Annotated in this window: 19 protein-coding genes, 1 tRNA gene and 2 pseudogenes; 15 read left to right on the forward strand and 7 right to left on the reverse strand. The window is 69.3% G+C overall.

Annotation, left to right across the window (positions count from 1 at the left end; translation table 11 throughout):
• Positions 1-29: 29 nt before the first annotated feature.
• From QNA08_RS19015 to QNA08_RS04835, 5 genes are all read left to right on the forward strand, one after another.
• Positions 30-587 (forward strand): LPD3 domain-containing protein, encoded by a 558-nt coding sequence (locus QNA08_RS19015; protein ID WP_422679858.1) that lies wholly within the window; start codon positions 30-32, stop codon positions 585-587.
• Entirely contained in the window at positions 557-2,536 is a 1,980-nt protein-coding gene (locus QNA08_RS04820) for a hypothetical protein (protein ID WP_283739543.1), read from the forward strand. Before QNA08_RS19015 ends, QNA08_RS04820 begins: the two co-directional genes overlap by 31 nt.
• Before the next feature lie 32 nt (positions 2,537-2,568).
• Positions 2,569-3,042, forward strand: a complete 474-nt coding sequence (locus QNA08_RS04825) for a PLxRFG domain-containing protein (RefSeq protein ID WP_283739544.1) — start codon at positions 2,569-2,571, stop codon at positions 3,040-3,042.
• Positions 3,043-3,090: 48 nt separating this feature from the next.
• Positions 3,091-3,558: a hypothetical protein gene (locus QNA08_RS04830; RefSeq protein ID WP_283739545.1), complete on the forward strand. Its 468-nt coding sequence runs from the start codon at positions 3,091-3,093 to the stop codon at positions 3,556-3,558.
• Positions 3,559-3,681: 123 nt separating this feature from the next.
• A complete protein-coding gene (locus QNA08_RS04835; RefSeq protein WP_283739546.1) occupies positions 3,682-4,416 on the forward strand; it encodes a glycoside hydrolase family 108 protein in 735 nt (244 codons plus the stop codon).
• 243 nt (positions 4,417-4,659) lie between these two features.
• Here QNA08_RS04835 and arsB read toward each other — a convergent pair whose 3' ends face one another.
• Genes arsB through QNA08_RS04855 form a run of 4 tightly spaced genes read right to left on the reverse strand, consistent with a single transcriptional unit; the run spans position 4,660 to position 7,053 of the window.
• Positions 4,660-5,718 (reverse strand): ACR3 family arsenite efflux transporter, encoded by a 1,059-nt coding sequence (arsB, locus tag QNA08_RS04840; RefSeq protein ID WP_283739547.1) that lies wholly within the window; start codon positions 5,716-5,718, stop codon positions 4,660-4,662.
• Positions 5,719-5,727: 9 nt separating this feature from the next.
• Complete coding sequence (gene arsC / locus QNA08_RS04845) at positions 5,728-6,153, reverse strand: arsenate reductase (glutaredoxin) (protein WP_283739548.1); 426 nt, start codon at positions 6,151-6,153, stop codon at positions 5,728-5,730.
• Positions 6,154-6,161: 8 nt separating this feature from the next.
• Positions 6,162-6,689 (reverse strand): arsenate reductase ArsC, encoded by a 528-nt coding sequence (locus QNA08_RS04850; RefSeq protein ID WP_283739549.1) that lies wholly within the window; start codon positions 6,687-6,689, stop codon positions 6,162-6,164.
• Positions 6,682-7,053 (reverse strand): ArsR/SmtB family transcription factor, encoded by a 372-nt coding sequence (locus QNA08_RS04855; protein WP_283739550.1) that lies wholly within the window; start codon positions 7,051-7,053, stop codon positions 6,682-6,684. Before QNA08_RS04855 ends, QNA08_RS04850 begins: the two co-directional genes overlap by 8 nt.
• Positions 7,054-7,296: 243 nt before the next feature.
• Between QNA08_RS04855 and QNA08_RS04860 the strand changes: the two are divergent.
• Positions 7,297-7,741: pseudogene (locus QNA08_RS04860) on the forward strand (gamma-glutamyltransferase); the annotation flags it as partial.
• 364 nt (positions 7,742-8,105) lie between these two features.
• Here QNA08_RS04860 and QNA08_RS04865 read toward each other — a convergent pair.
• Complete coding sequence (locus tag QNA08_RS04865; protein ID WP_283739551.1) at positions 8,106-8,840, reverse strand: phosphatase PAP2 family protein; 735 nt, start codon at positions 8,838-8,840, stop codon at positions 8,106-8,108.
• 247 nt (positions 8,841-9,087) lie between these two features.
• Here QNA08_RS04865 and QNA08_RS04870 point away from each other — a divergent pair, with 247 nt between their 5' ends.
• From QNA08_RS04870 to QNA08_RS04880, 3 genes and pseudogenes are all read left to right on the forward strand, one after another.
• Positions 9,088-9,825: a LuxR family transcriptional regulator gene (locus tag QNA08_RS04870; protein WP_283739552.1), complete on the forward strand. Its 738-nt coding sequence runs from the start codon at positions 9,088-9,090 to the stop codon at positions 9,823-9,825.
• Positions 9,826-9,925: 100 nt separating this feature from the next.
• Complete coding sequence (locus QNA08_RS04875; RefSeq protein ID WP_283739553.1) at positions 9,926-10,567, forward strand: acyl-homoserine-lactone synthase; 642 nt, start codon at positions 9,926-9,928, stop codon at positions 10,565-10,567.
• A gap of 282 nt (positions 10,568-10,849) precedes the next feature.
• Positions 10,850-11,872: pseudogene (locus QNA08_RS04880) on the forward strand (IS3 family transposase); the annotation flags it as partial.
• On the opposite strand, the gene QNA08_RS04885 reads toward QNA08_RS04880, so the two are convergent.
• A tRNA-Ser gene (locus QNA08_RS04885) sits at positions 11,867-11,956 on the reverse strand. The pseudogene QNA08_RS04880 and the gene QNA08_RS04885 sit on opposite strands and share 6 nt — an antisense overlap.
• Positions 11,957-12,234: 278 nt before the next feature.
• Here QNA08_RS04885 and QNA08_RS04890 point away from each other — a divergent pair.
• The 5 genes from QNA08_RS04890 to QNA08_RS04910 all read left to right on the forward strand — a co-directional run bounded on the left by QNA08_RS04890 (position 12,235) and on the right by QNA08_RS04910 (position 14,818).
• Entirely contained in the window at positions 12,235-12,555 is a 321-nt protein-coding gene (locus tag QNA08_RS04890) for a hypothetical protein (protein ID WP_283739554.1), read from the forward strand.
• A gap of 135 nt (positions 12,556-12,690) precedes the next feature.
• Positions 12,691-13,125 carry a hypothetical protein gene (locus QNA08_RS04895; RefSeq protein ID WP_283739555.1) on the forward strand — a complete coding sequence of 145 codons (435 nt, stop codon included), beginning with the start codon at positions 12,691-12,693 and terminating at the stop codon, positions 13,123-13,125.
• A gap of 55 nt (positions 13,126-13,180) precedes the next feature.
• A complete protein-coding gene (msrA, locus tag QNA08_RS04900) occupies positions 13,181-13,834 on the forward strand; it encodes a peptide-methionine (S)-S-oxide reductase MsrA (protein ID WP_283739556.1) in 654 nt (217 codons plus the stop codon).
• Between the two features lie 13 nt (positions 13,835-13,847).
• Positions 13,848-14,237 (forward strand): MmcQ/YjbR family DNA-binding protein, encoded by a 390-nt coding sequence (locus QNA08_RS04905; protein WP_283739557.1) that lies wholly within the window; start codon positions 13,848-13,850, stop codon positions 14,235-14,237.
• A gap of 68 nt (positions 14,238-14,305) precedes the next feature.
• On the forward strand, positions 14,306-14,818 hold the full coding sequence (locus QNA08_RS04910; RefSeq protein WP_283739558.1) for a TIGR00645 family protein: 513 nt from the start codon (positions 14,306-14,308) through the stop codon (positions 14,816-14,818).
• Between the two features lie 35 nt (positions 14,819-14,853).
• Here QNA08_RS04910 and mepA read toward each other — a convergent pair whose 3' ends face one another.
• Positions 14,854-15,813: a penicillin-insensitive murein endopeptidase gene (gene mepA / locus QNA08_RS04915; protein ID WP_283739559.1), complete on the reverse strand. Its 960-nt coding sequence runs from the start codon at positions 15,811-15,813 to the stop codon at positions 14,854-14,856.
• A 270-nt stretch (positions 15,814-16,083) separates the two neighbouring features.
• Between mepA and QNA08_RS04920 the strand changes: the two genes are divergently transcribed.
• Positions 16,084-17,184, forward strand: coding sequence for an ATP-dependent DNA helicase (locus QNA08_RS04920; protein ID WP_283739560.1), 1,101 nt, complete (start codon positions 16,084-16,086; stop codon positions 17,182-17,184).
• Positions 17,185-17,235 lie beyond the last annotated feature (51 nt).

The following is a 17,235-nucleotide window of genomic DNA, read 5'->3' on the forward strand; positions in this document are numbered from 1 at the left end:
TTGGCGTGGGGTTCCGCGGCGGGCAGGACATGCCGGCCCTGCGCGCCGCCGCCCAGCGCTGGTATGACGAGAACCTCGTTGGCTCGGCCGCGACGATGCGGGACGGCAGCGTGGTTCAGTTCAACAGGCGCGGCCTCAGGAAATCGACGTTCGGCGGCAAGGGCGATGTGCTTCTCCGCGCCGTGCCGGCCATCCGCGCCATCATCGAGACCGGGCAGGTCGTCCACCGCGAGCCGGGGAACAGGCCGGGGATCATCGAGCGCGCCATTGTCTCGGCCCCTGTCTCTCTGGCGGGGGAGACGCACAGGCTGGCCGTCTCGATCCATCGCAGGACGGACGGCAACTGGCACTACGACTTCACGTTCGACAGGAGCGCTGGGGGTCCGGGGGTTGGTGTACCCGGCGAGACCACGGGTGCGCGTTCCATTCGCGGTGTGGAGACGGAGCGCTCGTTGGGCCGTTCGGCGGCAGAAAGCACCCCAGCCGCGTCGAGGAGCCGGGCGTCGACTCCGGGGGGCTTGCGACCGCCGCGAACGGCCCGCTACCCAGCTTGCCATTGCCACACCCCGACACGAAGACAAGCATAGCCGATCCCCCGGGCGGCCTCAACCTCTTCGCGTGGAGCGACGAGGCGACCGCCGCGGGCGATCTCCCCGCCGATCCCGCGGTTGCGGCCGGGACGATCGCGCAGGTCGAGGAGGCGCTTCGCACAGGCCCGGCCGGGCCGCTGATCGCGCCGCTGATGCGGTGGGGGCGGCTTCGCATCATCACGACCGCCGACCTGCCGGCCGGCATGCCGGACGGGGTGCAGGCCTGGGCCGACGGCGCGGGCAGGATCACGCTGATTGCGGACGCCATCGAGCCCGGCACGGAGACCGCCGTGCTCCTGCACGAGGCGTTCCACGCCGGCGTCCGCCCCCTGATCGGGGACCCCGCGTGGAACGGCCTGATGCGCGAGCTCGAAACCCTGCGCACCCAGGCGAGGCGGGGGAGCGCCCGCCTGCGCGGGCTCTACGACGAGGCGCGCCGCAGCGTGGGCATCGCCCTGGCCGCCGGACAGGCGATGCCGGGCGACATCTCCGCCGAGGAGTTCGGGGCCTATCTCATCGAGCACTACGAGGCCGCTCCGCCGGCGATGAAGCGCTGGGTCGACAGGATCGCCGGACTGGTCAAGGCGTGGCTGCTGCGCACCTTCGGCCGCCAGTTCGGCGCGGTGACGCCGGAGCAGCTGCGCGCGCTTGCCGCCGCCGCCCTGCGAGCTGCGGCGCCGCCAGCGCGCGCGGCGGGCGGAGCGGACGAGCGGGGCGCGGGGCGGCCCTCCCTCCGGCACGGCGGCGGGCAGGGCGAGGGAGCGCGGTTTGCGGCCGGGGTCCTCGTCGAGCTCACCGCCAACGACGACATCTTCCAGAACCCGCGTTCGCGGGCGCGGGACCTCGGCGGTGTCTTTGCCGACATCATGCCCGAGGTGACACTGATCGGCCCGGTCGACCTCTCCGAGGAGGACATCGCCCGTGACGCGGAGAAAAAGACCCTGCTGCGCACCGGGGCCGGGCGCGACTTCCATGTCTACGAGGGTGATGGCACCGTCTGGCTGGACGTGAGCCGCCTCGACGAGGGCCAGATGGGGAGTGCCGTCTATGCCGCCGTCGCCAACTATGCCTACAACACGGGCAGGGTGTTCATCGGCGACCCGGCCGGCCTGTCCGACCTCGCGCTGCGGCGCCGCACCGAGGCCATGCTGTCCTCGGCGCTGAAGTTCGGCACGACCGATCACCTCGCCCCCCACCCGCGGCAGGTGGCGGGGGACGCCCGGCTCGGCGTGCCGCCGTTGCGGTGGACGCCGGGCGACACCATGGGTAACATCGCCGCCCTGATCGACGCCTCGCTCGGCTCTCTCGCGCATGATGTGCCGGAGGTCAGACGTGCCTACTACGACTTCGAAACAGGAACCTTCCGAGATTCTCAGGGCGCACCCCTATCTGATGAGGTGCTGGACGGGTGGGCATCTCGATCTGGCCGAGTGCGAGCGGCGGGCGCGGGGCGCCGAACGCTTAAGAGAGGCATACTCCTCAATACCGTGGCACGCGCGGAGAGCGGCGCAGGACCCGGATTACTGGAGCTTGTTCTACGCCAGCAATCCAAACTGGTAGCACGCGGCGGCCTCGGGGGCCTGCTCTACTCCGTTCGCGGCGGTGCCGGTGGGCCGGCGCCTGCGGGCGCGCGCCGGCGCCTCGTCGACGGGCTCGCGGATCGGCTCACCGACCTGCAGCCGGCGATGCTTGCCACCGTGCCGCTGAACTACTTCAGCGAGCTGAAGCGGCCCAACATGGCGGCCGTCGACGAGTACCTGCGCCTCAAGCGCGCGATGGACGCCTACCGCGGCAGGAAGCACGACGCGGCCGACCAGGTTGCCCAGGCGTGGTTGCGCTACGCCCGGCTCGGCCTCGGCACGGACGGCAGGGCCAGGGCGCGCACGCTCGCGGACCTGATGCATGACGCCACCCTCGCCGGCATCGACCCGTCGCTCTCACCCTGATCAGCGATGGCAGGACCCTTCGCGGCATCGAGATGCTGGCCCCGAAGTTCGCCAGGGACGCCATGCAGGCGTACCGCATGTGGAACGAGGGCCTGACCACGCGGCGCGGCGACGTCATCCTGGAGCGCGACCGGATCAGTGCGTGGGACCGGATCGCGAGGCTGATGGGCTTTACCTCGGCGCGCGTCGCCGAGACCCATGAGCGGAACAGGCGCCTCAGGGAGGCGGAGGGGACGGTGCTCGAGGAGCGGCGCGCGCTGGTGGACAGGTGGGCGACGGCGCGGATGGCGGGCGACGACGAGGGGCGCCGCGAGGCGCTCGAGCGGATCAGGGCGTGGAATGCCAGGCCCTACGCCAGGGGGGTGCGCATCACGCAGGAGACGCTGCAGCGGTCCGCCCAGACCCGCCGGCGCAACGCGCGCCTGCGGGAGGACGGGGTTCAGATCCAGAACAGGCCGCTCGGACGTTACCTGCGCGGCTTGCAGCCCGCACCCGGCTACCGCTAGGAATGGATGCGGCCCGCCCGGGCCGCATCGTTCATTGGGGGCTGGTTCATGCTCAAGCACATGGCGGTTGCCGCCGTGGCCCTGGCGCTGGCGGCGTGCGCCGCAGCGCAGGCCACACGCACCTCGGCGAATACCATGATCATCGACGCCGAGGCCGACCCGGAATGCGGCGCGACGGGCGCCAGCAGGGTGGCGGCCAGGGCGGCGGCCATCGAGACGATCAGGGCCGGGTTCGATCGCTACATCATCACCGGAGGTGCCGCGCAGAACAACGTGGGCGTGGCGACGGTCGGCGGCACCGCGACCACCTACGGCACCCGCCTTGGCGGCGGCACCTACAGCGCGACCACGACCTATACCCCGAACACGATCATCTACGGCACTCACGACAGAATGTTGAAGGTCGTCATGTTCAGGAAGGGGGACCCCGGGTACGAACAGGCCCTGGACGCCAGGCAGGCGCTCGGGCCGGAGTGGCAGGAGCTGGTGAAGAGCGGCATCAGGACCTGTCTCTGAGCGCCATCGCGCCCGCGACACGCGGGGCCAGGCGGCGGAAGGCGCCCCGTTCTTGCCCTGGTCGCGGTTCCCGCGTAGATAAGGTGTCTCCTCGCGCATGACGTGCTCACATGGGCTGCACGCATGCGCGACAACTTCCCGACATCGCTGCGCTTCACCCTCGGGTTCGAGGGCGGCTTCGTGCACCACCCTGCCGACCCGGGCGGGGCGACCAACAAGGGCATCACGCTCGCCACGCTGCGCCGGCACCGGCCGGGGGCGAGCGTCGCCGACCTCAAGGCGCTTCCCGACGCGCTGGTGGCGCAGATCTATCGGGCGGACTATTGGGACGCGGTGCGCGGCGACGATCTGCCCGCCGGCGTCGACCTCGCCACCTTCGACTACGCCGTCAACTCCGGCCCCTCGGCGGCTCGCAAGGGTCTGCGGGCCGTGGCGGGTGGCCCGGACCACGAGACGGTCCGGAGGCTCTGTGCCCGCCGCCTCTCGATCTACCAGACGTTCCGGCACTGGAAGACCTTCGGCAGGGGCTGGGCGCGGCGCATCGCTGCGTGCGAGGCCCTCGGCGTCCGGATGGCGCTGGCGGCGGAGCGCGACGCGCCGCACGTCGCGGCGGCCCTCGGCGACGAGGCCCGCAGGGCGGCACGCGGGGCGAGGCGGAGCACGGCCGGCGCGGCCGCGGCCACCGGAAGCGGTGCCGCCGCGGTGCCCCTCGAGGTCGCCGACCCGACTGCTCTCGCCCTGGCCGGGGCGCTCGCCGGCGCGGTCGTGCTGACCGGCCTCTACCTGGCCTGGCGCGCCCACGTGGATCGCCTGCGCGAGGAGGCCCTGCGCGCGGCCTTGCAAGAGGTGCAGGCGTGACGCGGGACGCGCTGGCCGAAGAGTGGCTCGGGCACCGCTGATCGAGCGGCAAACCGTCGAACAGATGATATCGGCCACGCCACGGCGGACGGGCAAGCCCCCTGCCACCAGCCCGCACGAGGGTCCGATAGATCGGTAGACGGGTCGGGTTGCCGAAGGCTTCGAGCAGCTTGTTCGAGATTCGCGGAAATAGATTGGCCTCCGCCGGTCCGGGCGTCAGCGACTATTTCCACGATCATCGAATTATCGTCCAGTCTCGTCTGCAACCCGGGCGGCGGTGTGCCCCGCCTCATACCAGCCTTTCGAGCGGTTCACGATCCAGACGACGGAGAGCATGACCGGCACCTCGATCAGCACGCCGACCACAGTGGCGAGCGCCGCGCCCGACTGGAAGCCGAACAGGCTGATGGCGGCAGCGACTGCCAGCTCGAAGAAGTTGGACGCGCCGATCAGCGCCGAGGGGCCAGCGACGCAGTGCTGCTCGCCGGTGAGGCGGTTGAGCAGATAGGCGAGCCCGGAATTGAAGTAGACTTGGATAAGGATCGGCACGGCGAGCAGCGCGATGACGAGCGGCTGCGCCAGGATCTGCACGCCCTGGAAGCCGAACAGCAGAACGAGAGTGGCGAGAAGCGCCAGCAGCGAAAGCGGCTGAAGCCGGTCGAGGAAGCGCTTCAGGGCCGGTTCTCCGCCCATCGCCAGCAGCCTGCGGCGCAGGAATTGCGCGGCGATCACCGGCACGACGATATAGAGCGCGACGGAGAGGACGAGGGTATCCCACGGCACGGTGATTGCGGAGAGGCCGAGCAGCAGGCCGACGATCGGCGCGAAGGCGAACACCATGATCGTGTCGTTGAGCGCGACCTGCGACAGCGTGAAATGCGGCTCGCCTCTCGTCAGGTTCGACCAGACGAAGACCATCGCCGTGCAAGGCGCAGCCGCGAGGATGATGAGGCCGGCGATGTAGCTGTCGATCTGGTCGGCCGGCAGATAGGGTCGGAACAAGTCGCCGATGAACAGCCAGCCGAGCGCGGCCATCGAGAACGGCTTCACCGCCCAGTTGACGAAGAGCGTGATGCCGATGCCGCGCCAATGCTCTTTGACCTCGCCGAGCGCGGCGAAGTCGATCTTGACCAGCATCGGCACGATCATCAACCAGATCAGCGCCGCAACCGGCAGGTTGACCTTGGCAACCTCGGCAGCCCCGATGGCATGGAAGACGCCGGGCATGAGGTGGCCGAGAGCGACGCCGGCCACGATGCACAGCGCGACCCAGAGCGTGAGATAGCGTTCAAATGTGGACATGGCTCGCCCTCACGCCGTCGCCACACGGCGACCGTGCTCGTCCACCACCCGCTCTCCGTCTTCTTTGACGAACTCGCCACGCTGCGGCGGCAACAGGTCAAGCACTTCTTCGGACGGCCGGCAGAGCTTCACGCCCTTCGGACTGACAACGATCGGCCGGTTGATGAGGATCGGATGCGCCAGCATGGCGTCGAGAAGCTGATCGTCAGTGAGGCCCGGATTGTCGAGTCCCAGCTCGGCATAGGGCGTGCCCTTCTCGCGCAGCAGGGCGCGGACGGTGATGCCCATGCGGGCGATAAGCCGCGTGAGCATGGTCCGCGTCGGTGTCGTCTTGAGGTATTCGATGACGTGCGGTTCGACGCCGGCATTGCGGATCATCGCCAGCGTATTGCGTGAAGTCCCGCAGTCGGGGTTGTGGTAGATGATGACGTCCATGGCCGACCTCACGCGGCGCTCGGGCGCGGCCTGGTCGCGCCCTGCAACTGGCCGATCTCGATGAGTTTGGAACCGAGCGTCATGCGGTCGAGGCTGCCGACCGGTAGCGCCGTAAAGACGGAAATCCGGTTCTTGAGATAGCGGAATGCGGCGTTGAAGGCGGCTTCCTTCCGGACGTCCGTGCCCTCGACGGCGGCAGGGTCTTCGATCCCCCAATGCGCGGTCATGGGCTGGCCCGGCCACACCGGGCAGGCTTCCGCGGCGGCGTTGTCGCAGACGGTGAACACGAAATCCATGACGGGTGCGCCAGGCTTGGCGAACTCATCCCAGCTCTTCGAGCGGAAGCCCTCGGCCGGATAGTCGCAGGCCCGCAGCATCTTCAAGGCGAAGGGGTTGATCGCGCCCTTCGGCTGGCTGCCGGCGGAAAAGGCGCGAAAGCGGCTGGCTCCATCCCTGGTCAGGATGCTCTCGGCCAGGATCGAGCGCGCCGAATTGCCGGTGCAGAGAAAAAGGACATTGTAGATGCGGTCAGTCATGGGCGGCCTCCCTGGCGGCGATCCTTTGTGGCGGGCAGCATGGAGAAAGGTCGGCGATCAGCGGCGCGCAGATCTCCGGCCGGCCACCGCAGCAATCCTTGACCAGGAAGCCAGCGAGCGCGCGGACGGCGTCCAGTCTTGCGCGATAGATGATCGACCGGCTCTGGCGCTCGGCCTCGATCAGCCCGGCGCGGGTCAGGATCGCCAGGTGCGTCGACATCGTGTTGTGCGGCACGTCCATGGCCTTTGCGATCTCGCCGGCCGGCAGGCCGTCGGGCTCGTGCTCCATCAACAGACGGAACACGTCGAGGCGGGTCGGCTGTGCGAGCGCGGCGAAGGCGAGGATGGCTTGCCTTGATTCCATGCGTCGAGACTAATCGACATATTGGGCTTTGCCAATCCGGAATGTTCATCCTGCGCGCGACGTTGGCGGTGCTCCGCCTCCGCCAGCGGCACCGAAGTCTCCTCCTTCGATGCGATCTGCAGCACTGGCAGCATCAGGGACTGACAGTCAGGTGTGCCCATCGGTCAAGGCTGGGATCTGCTGGAAACTCGGACATGGGATGGCCTGTGTGATCGGCCGGCCGCAATCCTCGCCGGTGGGGCCGGGCTCGGCTTTCCGCTCAACAGCCGGGCCCAGATGGTCTGGCTGGGGGAGGGACTGCCGCGCAGCCTCGCGCCGGGCAAACGCCCGCACCCGGCCGCCGCCGCCCTCGCTCGCGCTCGAGGGCGGCCAGCCGCGCCTCGTCTTCGGCATGCCGGGAGGCGACCAGCAGGACCGGTGGCAGCTCGTGCCCTTCCTGCGCCGCGTGCGCCATGGCCTGAACCTGCAGGAAGGCATCGACCTGCCGCTCTTCGACACGACGCACTTCCCCTCCTCGTTCTGCCCGTGCAAGGCCGAGCCCGGACATGTCGTCGTCGCGGAGAGCTTCGGCGCCGCCGCGATCGAGGAGCTGCGCGCACGCGGCCATGATGTCGAGGTGGCTCCGGCCTGGTCGGTCGGCTGCCTCACGGCGGCGGAGCGCGGCGACGACGGCATCCTGCGCGGGGCGGGCCGGGCTGCGGTGACATGCCGCATCAGCCGAAGGTGGGGACGTCGCTTGCAACTGCGAAGGCGTGTGGGGAGTGCGGGTGCACCAACGGAAAGCCCGTCTCTTCGCTCTGAGACGGGCTTTCTCGAGGCCCGGACGGCCAACAGCACGAAGGCTGAGGTCTACTGTATCTGTCCCGGCCTGGTTGCCGAGGCGGCCACAGGTCGCCGGCTCAACGGGGGAGATTCCACGCCGATTTTCACGGCACGTCAAGCTCGTATCGGGAAACCGCACGGCCTGCGCCGGCTTATCGGTGAATGTGACGGCGCCCGCGGCCATCGCTCCCCGGGGCGGCGCGCGGCCGGATTGCCTCGCAACGCGGCGGTCAGTTCCCCGCCGCGCCGGACGGTTTCAGACGCCGCCCGATATAGGCCATGGCATACCAGCAGACGATCGACCAGGCCGAACCGATCGACCAGCCGGCGAGCACGTCCGACGGCCAATGCACGCCGATGTAGACGCGGCTCACGCCGACGAGAACGGTCATGGCCAGGGCAACCGCCGTCAGGTAGAGGCGCAGGCCCGCATGCGCATGCGCCCGGGCGACGAGCGCCCCGAGCGTCAGGAAGGTGATGGCCGAGAGCATCGCGTGGCCGCTCGGGAAGCTTGCGGTGAAAACCTTCGCTGCATGCGGCACGAGATCGGGCCGCGCCCTGTCGAAGCCCATCTTCATCAACGTGCCGAGCAGCGCGCCGCCGGCTACGGACACGAGCAGAAGGAGCGCCGCGGAGCGCTGGCGGATGACGAGGAAATAGCCGCTGGCGACGAGCACCGCGAGGACGAGGACGGGGGTGCTGCCGAGCCCCGTGATGTCGCGCGCCGCCTCGTGCAGCCACGGGGGCCCGATCAGGCTGCGCTCCGCATCGGGCCGACGGAGAGCGAGGAGGATCGCCTCGTCCCAGCCCTGCCGCTCGCCGCGCAGCACGTCGCTCGCGAGGATCCCGAAGAGCCCGGCCGATCCGAGGGCGAAGAGCGCGAGCAGCGGCGCCGGTCCCTCGCGCAGCAGCGCGCGGAAGCGGGCGATGGGGCCAGAACCCGGCCTGGAAGGAGCGATGATCATGCGAAATGTCGCGACAATGGATGCGAGCGCGCGTCCGCAAGCGGGACCCCGTGCCGGTCCATGTGGTGTCGCCGCCGCACGAGACCAAGCGGCATGCCGCATGGAGGCCGGTCCGGGATGCCCGGAAGGATCGGAAGGGCCGCGAGGGCGGAAGCATCCACTTGGATCACCTGACGACACATGACAGATTGTGCGCTTTGAGAGAAGCTATGTTGCTGGCCGCGACACGGGCGAATGAGAGATGGCCATGACCGGACAATCCGTTGACTACGGTCGGGGTGCGTTCGAATTCATCGAGCGCGTCTGCGCTTTGAGGAGCGCCACCGACGTGGTGCGGCTCTTTCACGAAGCCCTGGGCCGCTTCGGCTACGAAACCTTCATCATCACCGGGCTTCCGAACGGCGGCCAGCGGTTCGAGCAGCTCGTCCTGCTCAAGCACTGGCCGGCCGGCTGGTTCGATCTCTACACCCGCGAGGGATACATCCTCGACGATCCCGTCGCCGTGCAGTGCCGCAGGACGGTGGAGCCCTTCGAATGGGCCTCGGCGCCCTACGATCCGCAGCGCCACCCGCGCTCGGCCGAGATCATGAGGCGCGCCGCGGATTTCGGCATGACGAACGGCCTGTGCGTGCCGATCCACGGCTTCGTCGGACTGGAGGCCTGCGTTTCCGCCGGCGGAAGCGATCTCGACCTGTCGCCGCAGGCGAAGGCGGCCGTGCATCTCATGGCCATCTATGCCTGCAACCGCGCCCGCCAGCTGCTCGCGCCGCTCGCCGAGCCGCGCAAGCCGCTCCTGACCTCCCGCGAGCGCGAGGTGATGACCTGGACCGCGATGGGCAAGTCCGCCTGGGAGATCGGCTGCATTCTGCGGATCTCCGCACCGACCGTGAACAAGCATGTCGCGAGCGCCATGCACAAGCTCGGCGCCGCGAACAAGACCCACGCCGTTGCCCGCGCCATCGAGCGCCGCGAGGTGAACATCTGACAGTCGCATGCCTGTCAATGGTCAAGGTTGACCATACGTAACGGCGTCAATCTGGAGCAGGCTGTCCCCCGCTCGGCACAGGGTCGAGGGGCGAGACGACATGATCCATGTCATTACCGCTGGCAACCGGTCGCTCTATGCGTCCGAATTGGCCCAGCACCATCTCATTCGCCACGAGATATTCGTCAAGGAGCGCGGCTGGTCCGCGCTCGATCGTCCGGACGGGCGCGAGCTCGATGGTTATGACACGGACGAAACCATTTACCTGCTCGCCCTCGATGAGGGGCGCGTGGTCGGGGGCCACCGGCTCTTTCCGACGACGCGCCCCCACATGCTCAGCGAAGTCTTTCCGGCGCTCGTCGCACAGAAGGTGCCGTCCGCGCCCGACGTCTACGAATGGTCACGCTTCTTCATCGTGCGCGAGCGGCGCTCGGGCCGGACCTATCTGCGCCTGATGGCCGCCGTGCAGCAGCTCTGCCTCGAGGAAGGCATATCCTCCATCACCGCGGTCATCGAGATGTGGTGGTTGCCGCGCTTCCATGAGGCGGGTTTCGTCGTCCATCCCTTGGGCCTGCCGCAGCCCGTAGAAGGCGTGGCGACGGCGGCCGTGATGATCGAGATTCGGGAGGAATCGCTCGCCAGGGTGCGGCAGCTCGGCGACCTGCCCGCGAGCGTGCTGGTCAGGCGCGGCGACTCGCCGCCGCTGGTGCGACGGGACGGATACCGCCTCCCGGTTCAGTGATCGTCCGCACAGCCCCCGGGGCGATCGCATCGGTTGAACGTCGCGCCCTGGGGCAACCGAGCGGTTGCCAGCGCCGCTTGCGATATGCGCCAGCGCGCAGGGCCGGCGCAGCGAAGGGCTGCGTCGGGGAGGAAACGTCCTTCGGCGCCGAACGGCGCCGCGCTCCGTCCGGCCGGCTCTCCCGCCGGATCGCCATCCCAGCCTGAAGCGGCCGGGCGGAGCGACGTGCTCGCCTGAATTCCGGCCAGGGATAAGTTGGGTCCTTCGATCAGGAGAAGGACCATGCGGCGCAGCCATTTCAGCGAGGAGCAGATCATTTTGGTGCTGAAGGAGCACGAGGCGGGGATTAAGACCGCCGAGCTGTGCCGCAAGCACGGGATCTCGGACGCCACGCTGTACAAGTGGAAGGCGAAGTACGGGGGCATGACGGCCCCGGAGACAGCGCGGCTTCGCACGCTCGAGGACGAGAACCGGCGGCTGAAGAGGCTTTTGGCCGAGCAGATGCTCGACAGTGCGGTGCTAAGGACCTCCTCGGAAGAAACTGAGCTCGCCTGCGGCGCGGTTCGCGACGGTCAAGCGCGTGATCGGCGATCACGGCTCCTCAGAGCGAAGAGCCTGCAGGCTGGTCGGGGTGGATCGGTCGAGCTTCCAGTACCAGCGCGCGGCGGAGGGTGATGCGGCGATCCGCACGCGCCTGCGGGAGCTTGTTAATGACCGCCGCCGGTTCGGCTCCGGCGGCTGGCGATCCTGCCGAGGCGGGAGGGGTTGAGGATGAACCTGAAGAAGGTCTACCGCCTCTACCGGGAGGAGCGGCTTGTTGTGCGCCGGCGCGGCGGGCGCAAGCGAGCGCTCGGCACAAGGGCGCCTGCGGCCATCCCGCAGGGAGCGAACCAGCCCTGGAGCCTCGACTTCGTGTCGGATGCCCTGAACGACGGCCGGCGCTTCCGGGTGCTGAACATCGTCGACGAATTCGCTTCGCGGACCTTCGGTTCACCCGCGAGTACCGGGCGCTCGTCGTCGACACCTCGCGCTCCGGCGCCCGCGTGGTGCGCGAGCTCAATGAGGTCATCGCCCGCCGCGGCCGGCCCTGCATGATCGTCTCGGACAATGGCACCGAGCTGGTCAGCCGGGCGATCCTCGGCTTCTGCGAGGAGGCCGCCATCGAATGGCACTCCATCGCGCCGGGCAAGCCGATTCAGAACACCTTCGTCGAGAGCTTCAACGGCCGCCTGCGCGACGAGTGCCTCAACGAAGCACGCCTTCTCCTCGCTTGCCGAGGCGCGATGGATCATCGAGGCTTGGCGGAGAGAGAGGGATTCGAACCCTCGATACGGTTTCCCGTATACACGCGTTCCAGGCGTGCGCCTTCAACCACTCGGCCACCTCTCCGCATGCGCCTTGGCCTTGCGGGCATGCGCCGTCGTTCCTGCCGTCCGGTGCGTCGACCTGTGGCGCATCGTCGGGACATCCCGGCTGGGCCACGGTTTCGCGCAGAGGGCCTCAAGGGCGAGGCGGAACGACCGGCGCATGTATAGCCGAGGCGGCGTCGAGCGCAAGTCGGCGATCACGCTCTTTCGCGGCCTCGTGTCTTGCCCCGCCTCGCCGGGGCGGCTACCCCTTGCCGGCCGCTCCTCGCGGCAACCTTCTTTCCCGGCTTCACCCTTCGCATGCGCTTCTTCCTTCGCATCCTGGGCTTTCTGCTGGTGGCCGGCGGCTTCGTGTCGCTCGTCATCGACGGCACGCGCGCCATCGCCAACAGCACCGTCGCCTTCACCCCGCTCGGGGCCACCCTCCTTGCGATCTTCCCCAAGACCTTTCCGCTGATCGAACCGGCGGTGGCGCGGCACGTGCACCCCTTCCTGTGGGACCCCGTGCTCCTGTCGCTCTTCACCGCCCCGACCTTCGCCGTCGCCGCTGTCATCGGCTTGGCCTTCCTGTGGCTCGGCCGCCGCCCGGCCGAGCCCATCGGCTTCTCGACGAAGCGCTGACCGCGTCACCTTCCGGCAATCCTCCCGGGCTGCAATGGCAGACAGGCGGCCGAATTCGGCCGATCGCGCCGATCCTGGGGTGTGCCGCAGTGCCGCGGGCCGCCTCGGGGCATCCTTCATAGCAGCGAGCCCGCCATGCTCACCGTGGTCCTGATCCTGCAGCTTGCCACCCTCGGCTACCATCAGGTGACGACGGCCTGCGATCTCTTCCCCTTCAACGATGCGCGCAGCGAGTCGCCACGCGACATCGTGGCGGAGTGCCTCATCAACGGCCTGCTCATGGGACTGCCGCCGCTGGGATTCGTTCTTGGGCAGGCAGCGCTGATGGGCCTCGGCCTCGCGGTCTACGCCCTGCTGCTCGTCATGATGGTCAGGATCTGGTGGCTGCCCTACTGGTTCGGCGCGGGGGAGGCGTGGCTCGCGGTGCATCGGCGGCAGTTCGCCCGCACCATCAAGCTCGTGCCCTACCGCGGCCCGCGGCATCCGCAGCCCGATCTCAACCACACCCTGCTGCATCTGCTGACGCTCATGACTTTCATCGTCTCGGCGGTCTATTATTTCGGCCGCTGACGGGCCGATCGCGAATCGACGGCACGGGCGCCGGACGGGAAGCGAGGATCGGGCCATGCTCTTTGCGAAAAAGCCGCTCACCCTGCCGACCGCGGCCGAAGCCCTGCCCGGCCGGGCAGGGCCGATCCCCACGGCGGAGCGCCACTTCGTCAATGGCCGCCCCCTGAAGGGACCCTATCCGGACGGTCACGAGCAGCTCATCGTCGGCATGGGCTGCTTCTGGGGCGCCGAGCGCAAGTTCTGGACGGTGCCCGGCGTCTGGGTGACGGCTGTCGGCTACGCCGGCGGGCTCACGCCCAATCCGACTTACGAGGAGGTCTGCACGGGGCTTACCGGCCACACCGAGGTGGTGCTGATCGTCCACGATCCCGAGGCGGTGAGCATCGAGGCGCTCCTCAAGGTCTTCTGGGAGAATCACGACCCGACCCAGGGCATGCGCCAGGGCAACGACGTCGGCACGCAATATCGCTCCGCCCTCTACGTGACGGGCGAGGCGCAGCGGCAGGCGGCGCTCGCCTCGCGGCAGGCCTACGGGGCGGCGCTCGCGGCGGCGGGGCACGGGGCGATCACGACGGAGATCGGCGACGCGCCCGTCTTCTTCTTCGCCGAGGACTACCACCAGCAGTATCTCGCCAAGAACCCGGCGGGCTACTGCGGCCTCGGCGGCACGGGCGTGGCCTGTCCCCTCGGCACCGGCGTGACGGCCTGAGGCGGGGGCGGCCTTGGGCCTTGCCCGTTTCGACGCGACCTGCGGCGCCCTGCCGGCGGCAACCCTGACCATCCAGTGGGGAGATGCGCATGTCTGGAAGGTCGGCGGCAAGATGTTCGCCATCGGCCGGGTTGAGAAGGAGGGGCCGGCCTCCGTCTCCTTCAAGGCGTCCGAGATGGCCTTCCGCCTGCTGCCGGAAACGACCGCGGGCATCGGACCGGCGCCCTATCTCGCCCGGGCCGGCTGGCTGAGGGCGGCTCCGGGCGCACTGCCCCCGGAGGCCCTCGCGGCCTATCTCGCCGAGGCGCACCGGCTCGTGGCAGGAGGGCTGCCGCGCAGGCTGCGGCACGAGCTCGGGCTGCACGGGACCGCGCGCCCGTCCTCTGCCTTGTCTTGCTCATGACGCGAACGCGTGGCAATCAACGCGTCCCACCTCATCACCCGACCGCCTTCCGAGACTGCATATCCACCATGATCGAGCGGGTCCTCGAACGCTTCCTCTTCGCCAGCCGCTGGCTGCTCGCGCCGTTCTACGTCGGCCTCGTCGTGTGTCTCGTCGTGCTGATGCTCAAGGCGCTGCAGGAGCTCGTGCACTTCGTCGAACAGGCGTTCACGGCGACGGAGGCGGACATCATCCTCGGCGTGCTGACGCTCGTCGACCTCACCTTTACGGGCTCGCTCATCGTCATCGTCATCTTCTCCGGCTACGAGAACTTCGTGTCGAAGATCGACGAGGCCGAGCACAAGGACTGGCCCGACTGGATGGGCAAGATCGACTTCTCGGGGCTCAAGCTCAAGCTTCTGTCCTCGATCGTCGCCATCTCGGCCATCCAGGTGCTGAAGGCCTTCATGAATGTGCAGAAGACGACGGACCGCGACCTCACCTGGCTCGTGCTGATCCATCTCGTCTTCGTCGGTTCCGGCGTGCTGCTCGCGCTCACCGACCGCATCGCCGAAGGCAAGAACGGCCACAGGAGCCACTGACGGCATCGGTGCCTGCCGCGGGCGGCCCGCGCCCGTCAGCGCGCCACCAGCACGCTGCGGCATTCGTTGGGCAGGTCGGCGAGGGTCAGCGGCGGGCGCGGCGGCGTCGGCTTCGGACGGCGCGCCTCCTCCGTGAACCACCAGTCGAGCTCCTTGCCGCAGCCGTCCCCGGAAGGCGGCGGTGCCTGGTCCTCGCAGCCGTCCTCGCCCCGCGGACAGGCGAGGCGGACATGGAAATGGTAGTTGTGCCCGTAGGTTGGGCGGATCTTGTTGAGCCATGCCCGGTCGGTACCGGCCTCGCGGCACAGGGCCCTCTTGATCGCCGGATTGACGAAGACGCGCGCCACCTCCCGCTCGCGTGCCGCCGCCCGGAGGAGGGCGGTGTGCGCCGGCGTCCAGGCGGCCGGGTCGACGTCGTTCCAGTCCGCCGCCACCACATTCGTCGCCGGCATGTCCTCGCGTTCGCTGCCGTTGACGCGCCGTTGCGGCATCGGCGTCAGCCAGATGTCGACGTCGAGGCCGATCTGGTGCGAGGCGTGCCCGGTGAGCATCGGCCCGCCGCGCGGCTGCGCCATGTCGCCGACGAGCAGGCCGGGCCAGCCGTTGATGCGCGGCACCTTGGCGGCGAAACGCTCCAGGAAGGCGACGAGGGCCGGATGCCCCCAGTTGCGGTTGCGCGTCAGGCGCATGACCTGCCACGTCTCGCCATCGACCGGCAGGGCCACCGCCCCGGCGAGACAGCCCCGGGCGTAGGAGCCGAAGGCGCGTGCGGCCAGGGGGGCAGGGGCTGTCTCGCTGCCGAAGAGGCGCTTGGCGGCGTCCCTGGGCAGGCCGTCCAGGGCCGCGGCGCGCCGGGCGGCCTCCTGCGCGCCGTTCTCCTGGGCCGCGACCGGCGCCGGAGGGGCGAGGGCGGCGAGCACCGCGAGCGCCGTGGCAGTCCATGCCCGGAAGAAGCCGCGTGAACCTTCCCCTTCGCGCCGCGAGCGCGCCATCATCGCCTGTCTCCGTTCCTCCCCCGGGGCGAAGACGCTACCCGAGACCCTGCGCCGAGGCCATATGTGGGCCGTCCGGCCGCCGCTGCGGGAGTTCCTGCGGCACCGAATCATCTAGGAGAGGCGGCGTCCGCTCCCCCGGCATCCCTGGCGGCGGCCGCCGGCGATTCGCGGAGGGCCTGCCAGCCTTCAAGGATCAGAGGTTGAAGGATCAAAGGTTGCGCTTTCCGCTCGGCGGGCATCGGAAAGCCATCTGAAAGGCGGAAGGGAGCGATGGCCTGGTCCCCCCAGCAGAACGACGCGCTGACGGCGGTCGCGGAGTGGCTGCGCCGCGGCGACCGGCAGGTCTTCCGCCTGTTCGGCTATGCCGGCACGGGCAAGACGACGCTCGCGCGCCACATCGCCGAGGGCATCGACGGCGAGATCGTCTTCGCCGCCTTCACGGGCAAGGCCGCCTCCGTCCTGCGGCAGAAGGGCTGCGCCGGCGCCACCACCCTGCACAGCCTCATCTATCGGGCGCGCGGCACGGATACCGACAGCCCCTCCTTCGTGCTCAACCGCGAGAGCGCCGCAGCCACGGCCGAGCTCGTCATCATCGACGAGTGCTCGATGGTGGATGAGGAGCTCGGGCGCGATCTCCTGTCCTTCGGCACGCCCGTGCTGGTGCTCGGCGACCCGGCGCAGCTTCCGCCGGTCAAGGGCGGCGGCTTCTTCACCGAGGCCGAACCCGACATCATGCTCACGGAGGTGCATCGGCAGGCGCAGGACAACCCCATCATCCGCCTGTCGATGATCGTGCGCGAGGGCGGGCGGCTCGACAGGGGCGATTACGGCGCGGCCCGCGTCGTGCCGAAGGGCGACATCGACGCCGCGCTCGTCATGCGGGCCGACCAGGTGCTCGTCGGGCTCAACAAGACGCGCCGCGCCTACAACCAGCGCATCCGCAACCTCCTCGGCTACCGCGATCCGATGCCTGCGGCGGGCGAGAAGCTCGTCTGCCTGCGCAACGACAAGAGCAGGGGGCTCCTCAATGGCGGCACCTGGACGATCAAGGCCGTACGCGGCGAGGCGAAGGGCTGCGTCAAGATGGACGTGGTGCCGGAGGAGGCGGGCCACGACGGGGGACGCAGCGCGGTGTCGATCGCCGTGCCGCGCGTCTTCTTCGAGGGCGGGGAGGAGGAACTGCCCTTCAGCAAGCGCCGCGAGGCGGATGAATTCACCTACGGCTATGCCCTCACGGTGCACAAGGCGCAGGGCTCGCAGTGGAACGAGGTGGTGCTGTTCGACGAATCCTACGCCTTCCGCGAGCACCGCAGCCGCTGGCTCTACACCGGCATCACCCGCGCCGCGGAACGCCTGACCGTGGTGGTTTGACGAGCACGGCACCGCCCCGTTTCGCGGCGCCGCGCCGCCGGTTATGAACGC

This window comes from Chelatococcus albus, from assembly GCF_030067675.1.
GTDB classification, from domain to species: domain Bacteria; phylum Pseudomonadota; class Alphaproteobacteria; order Rhizobiales; family Beijerinckiaceae; genus Chelatococcus_A; species Chelatococcus_A albus.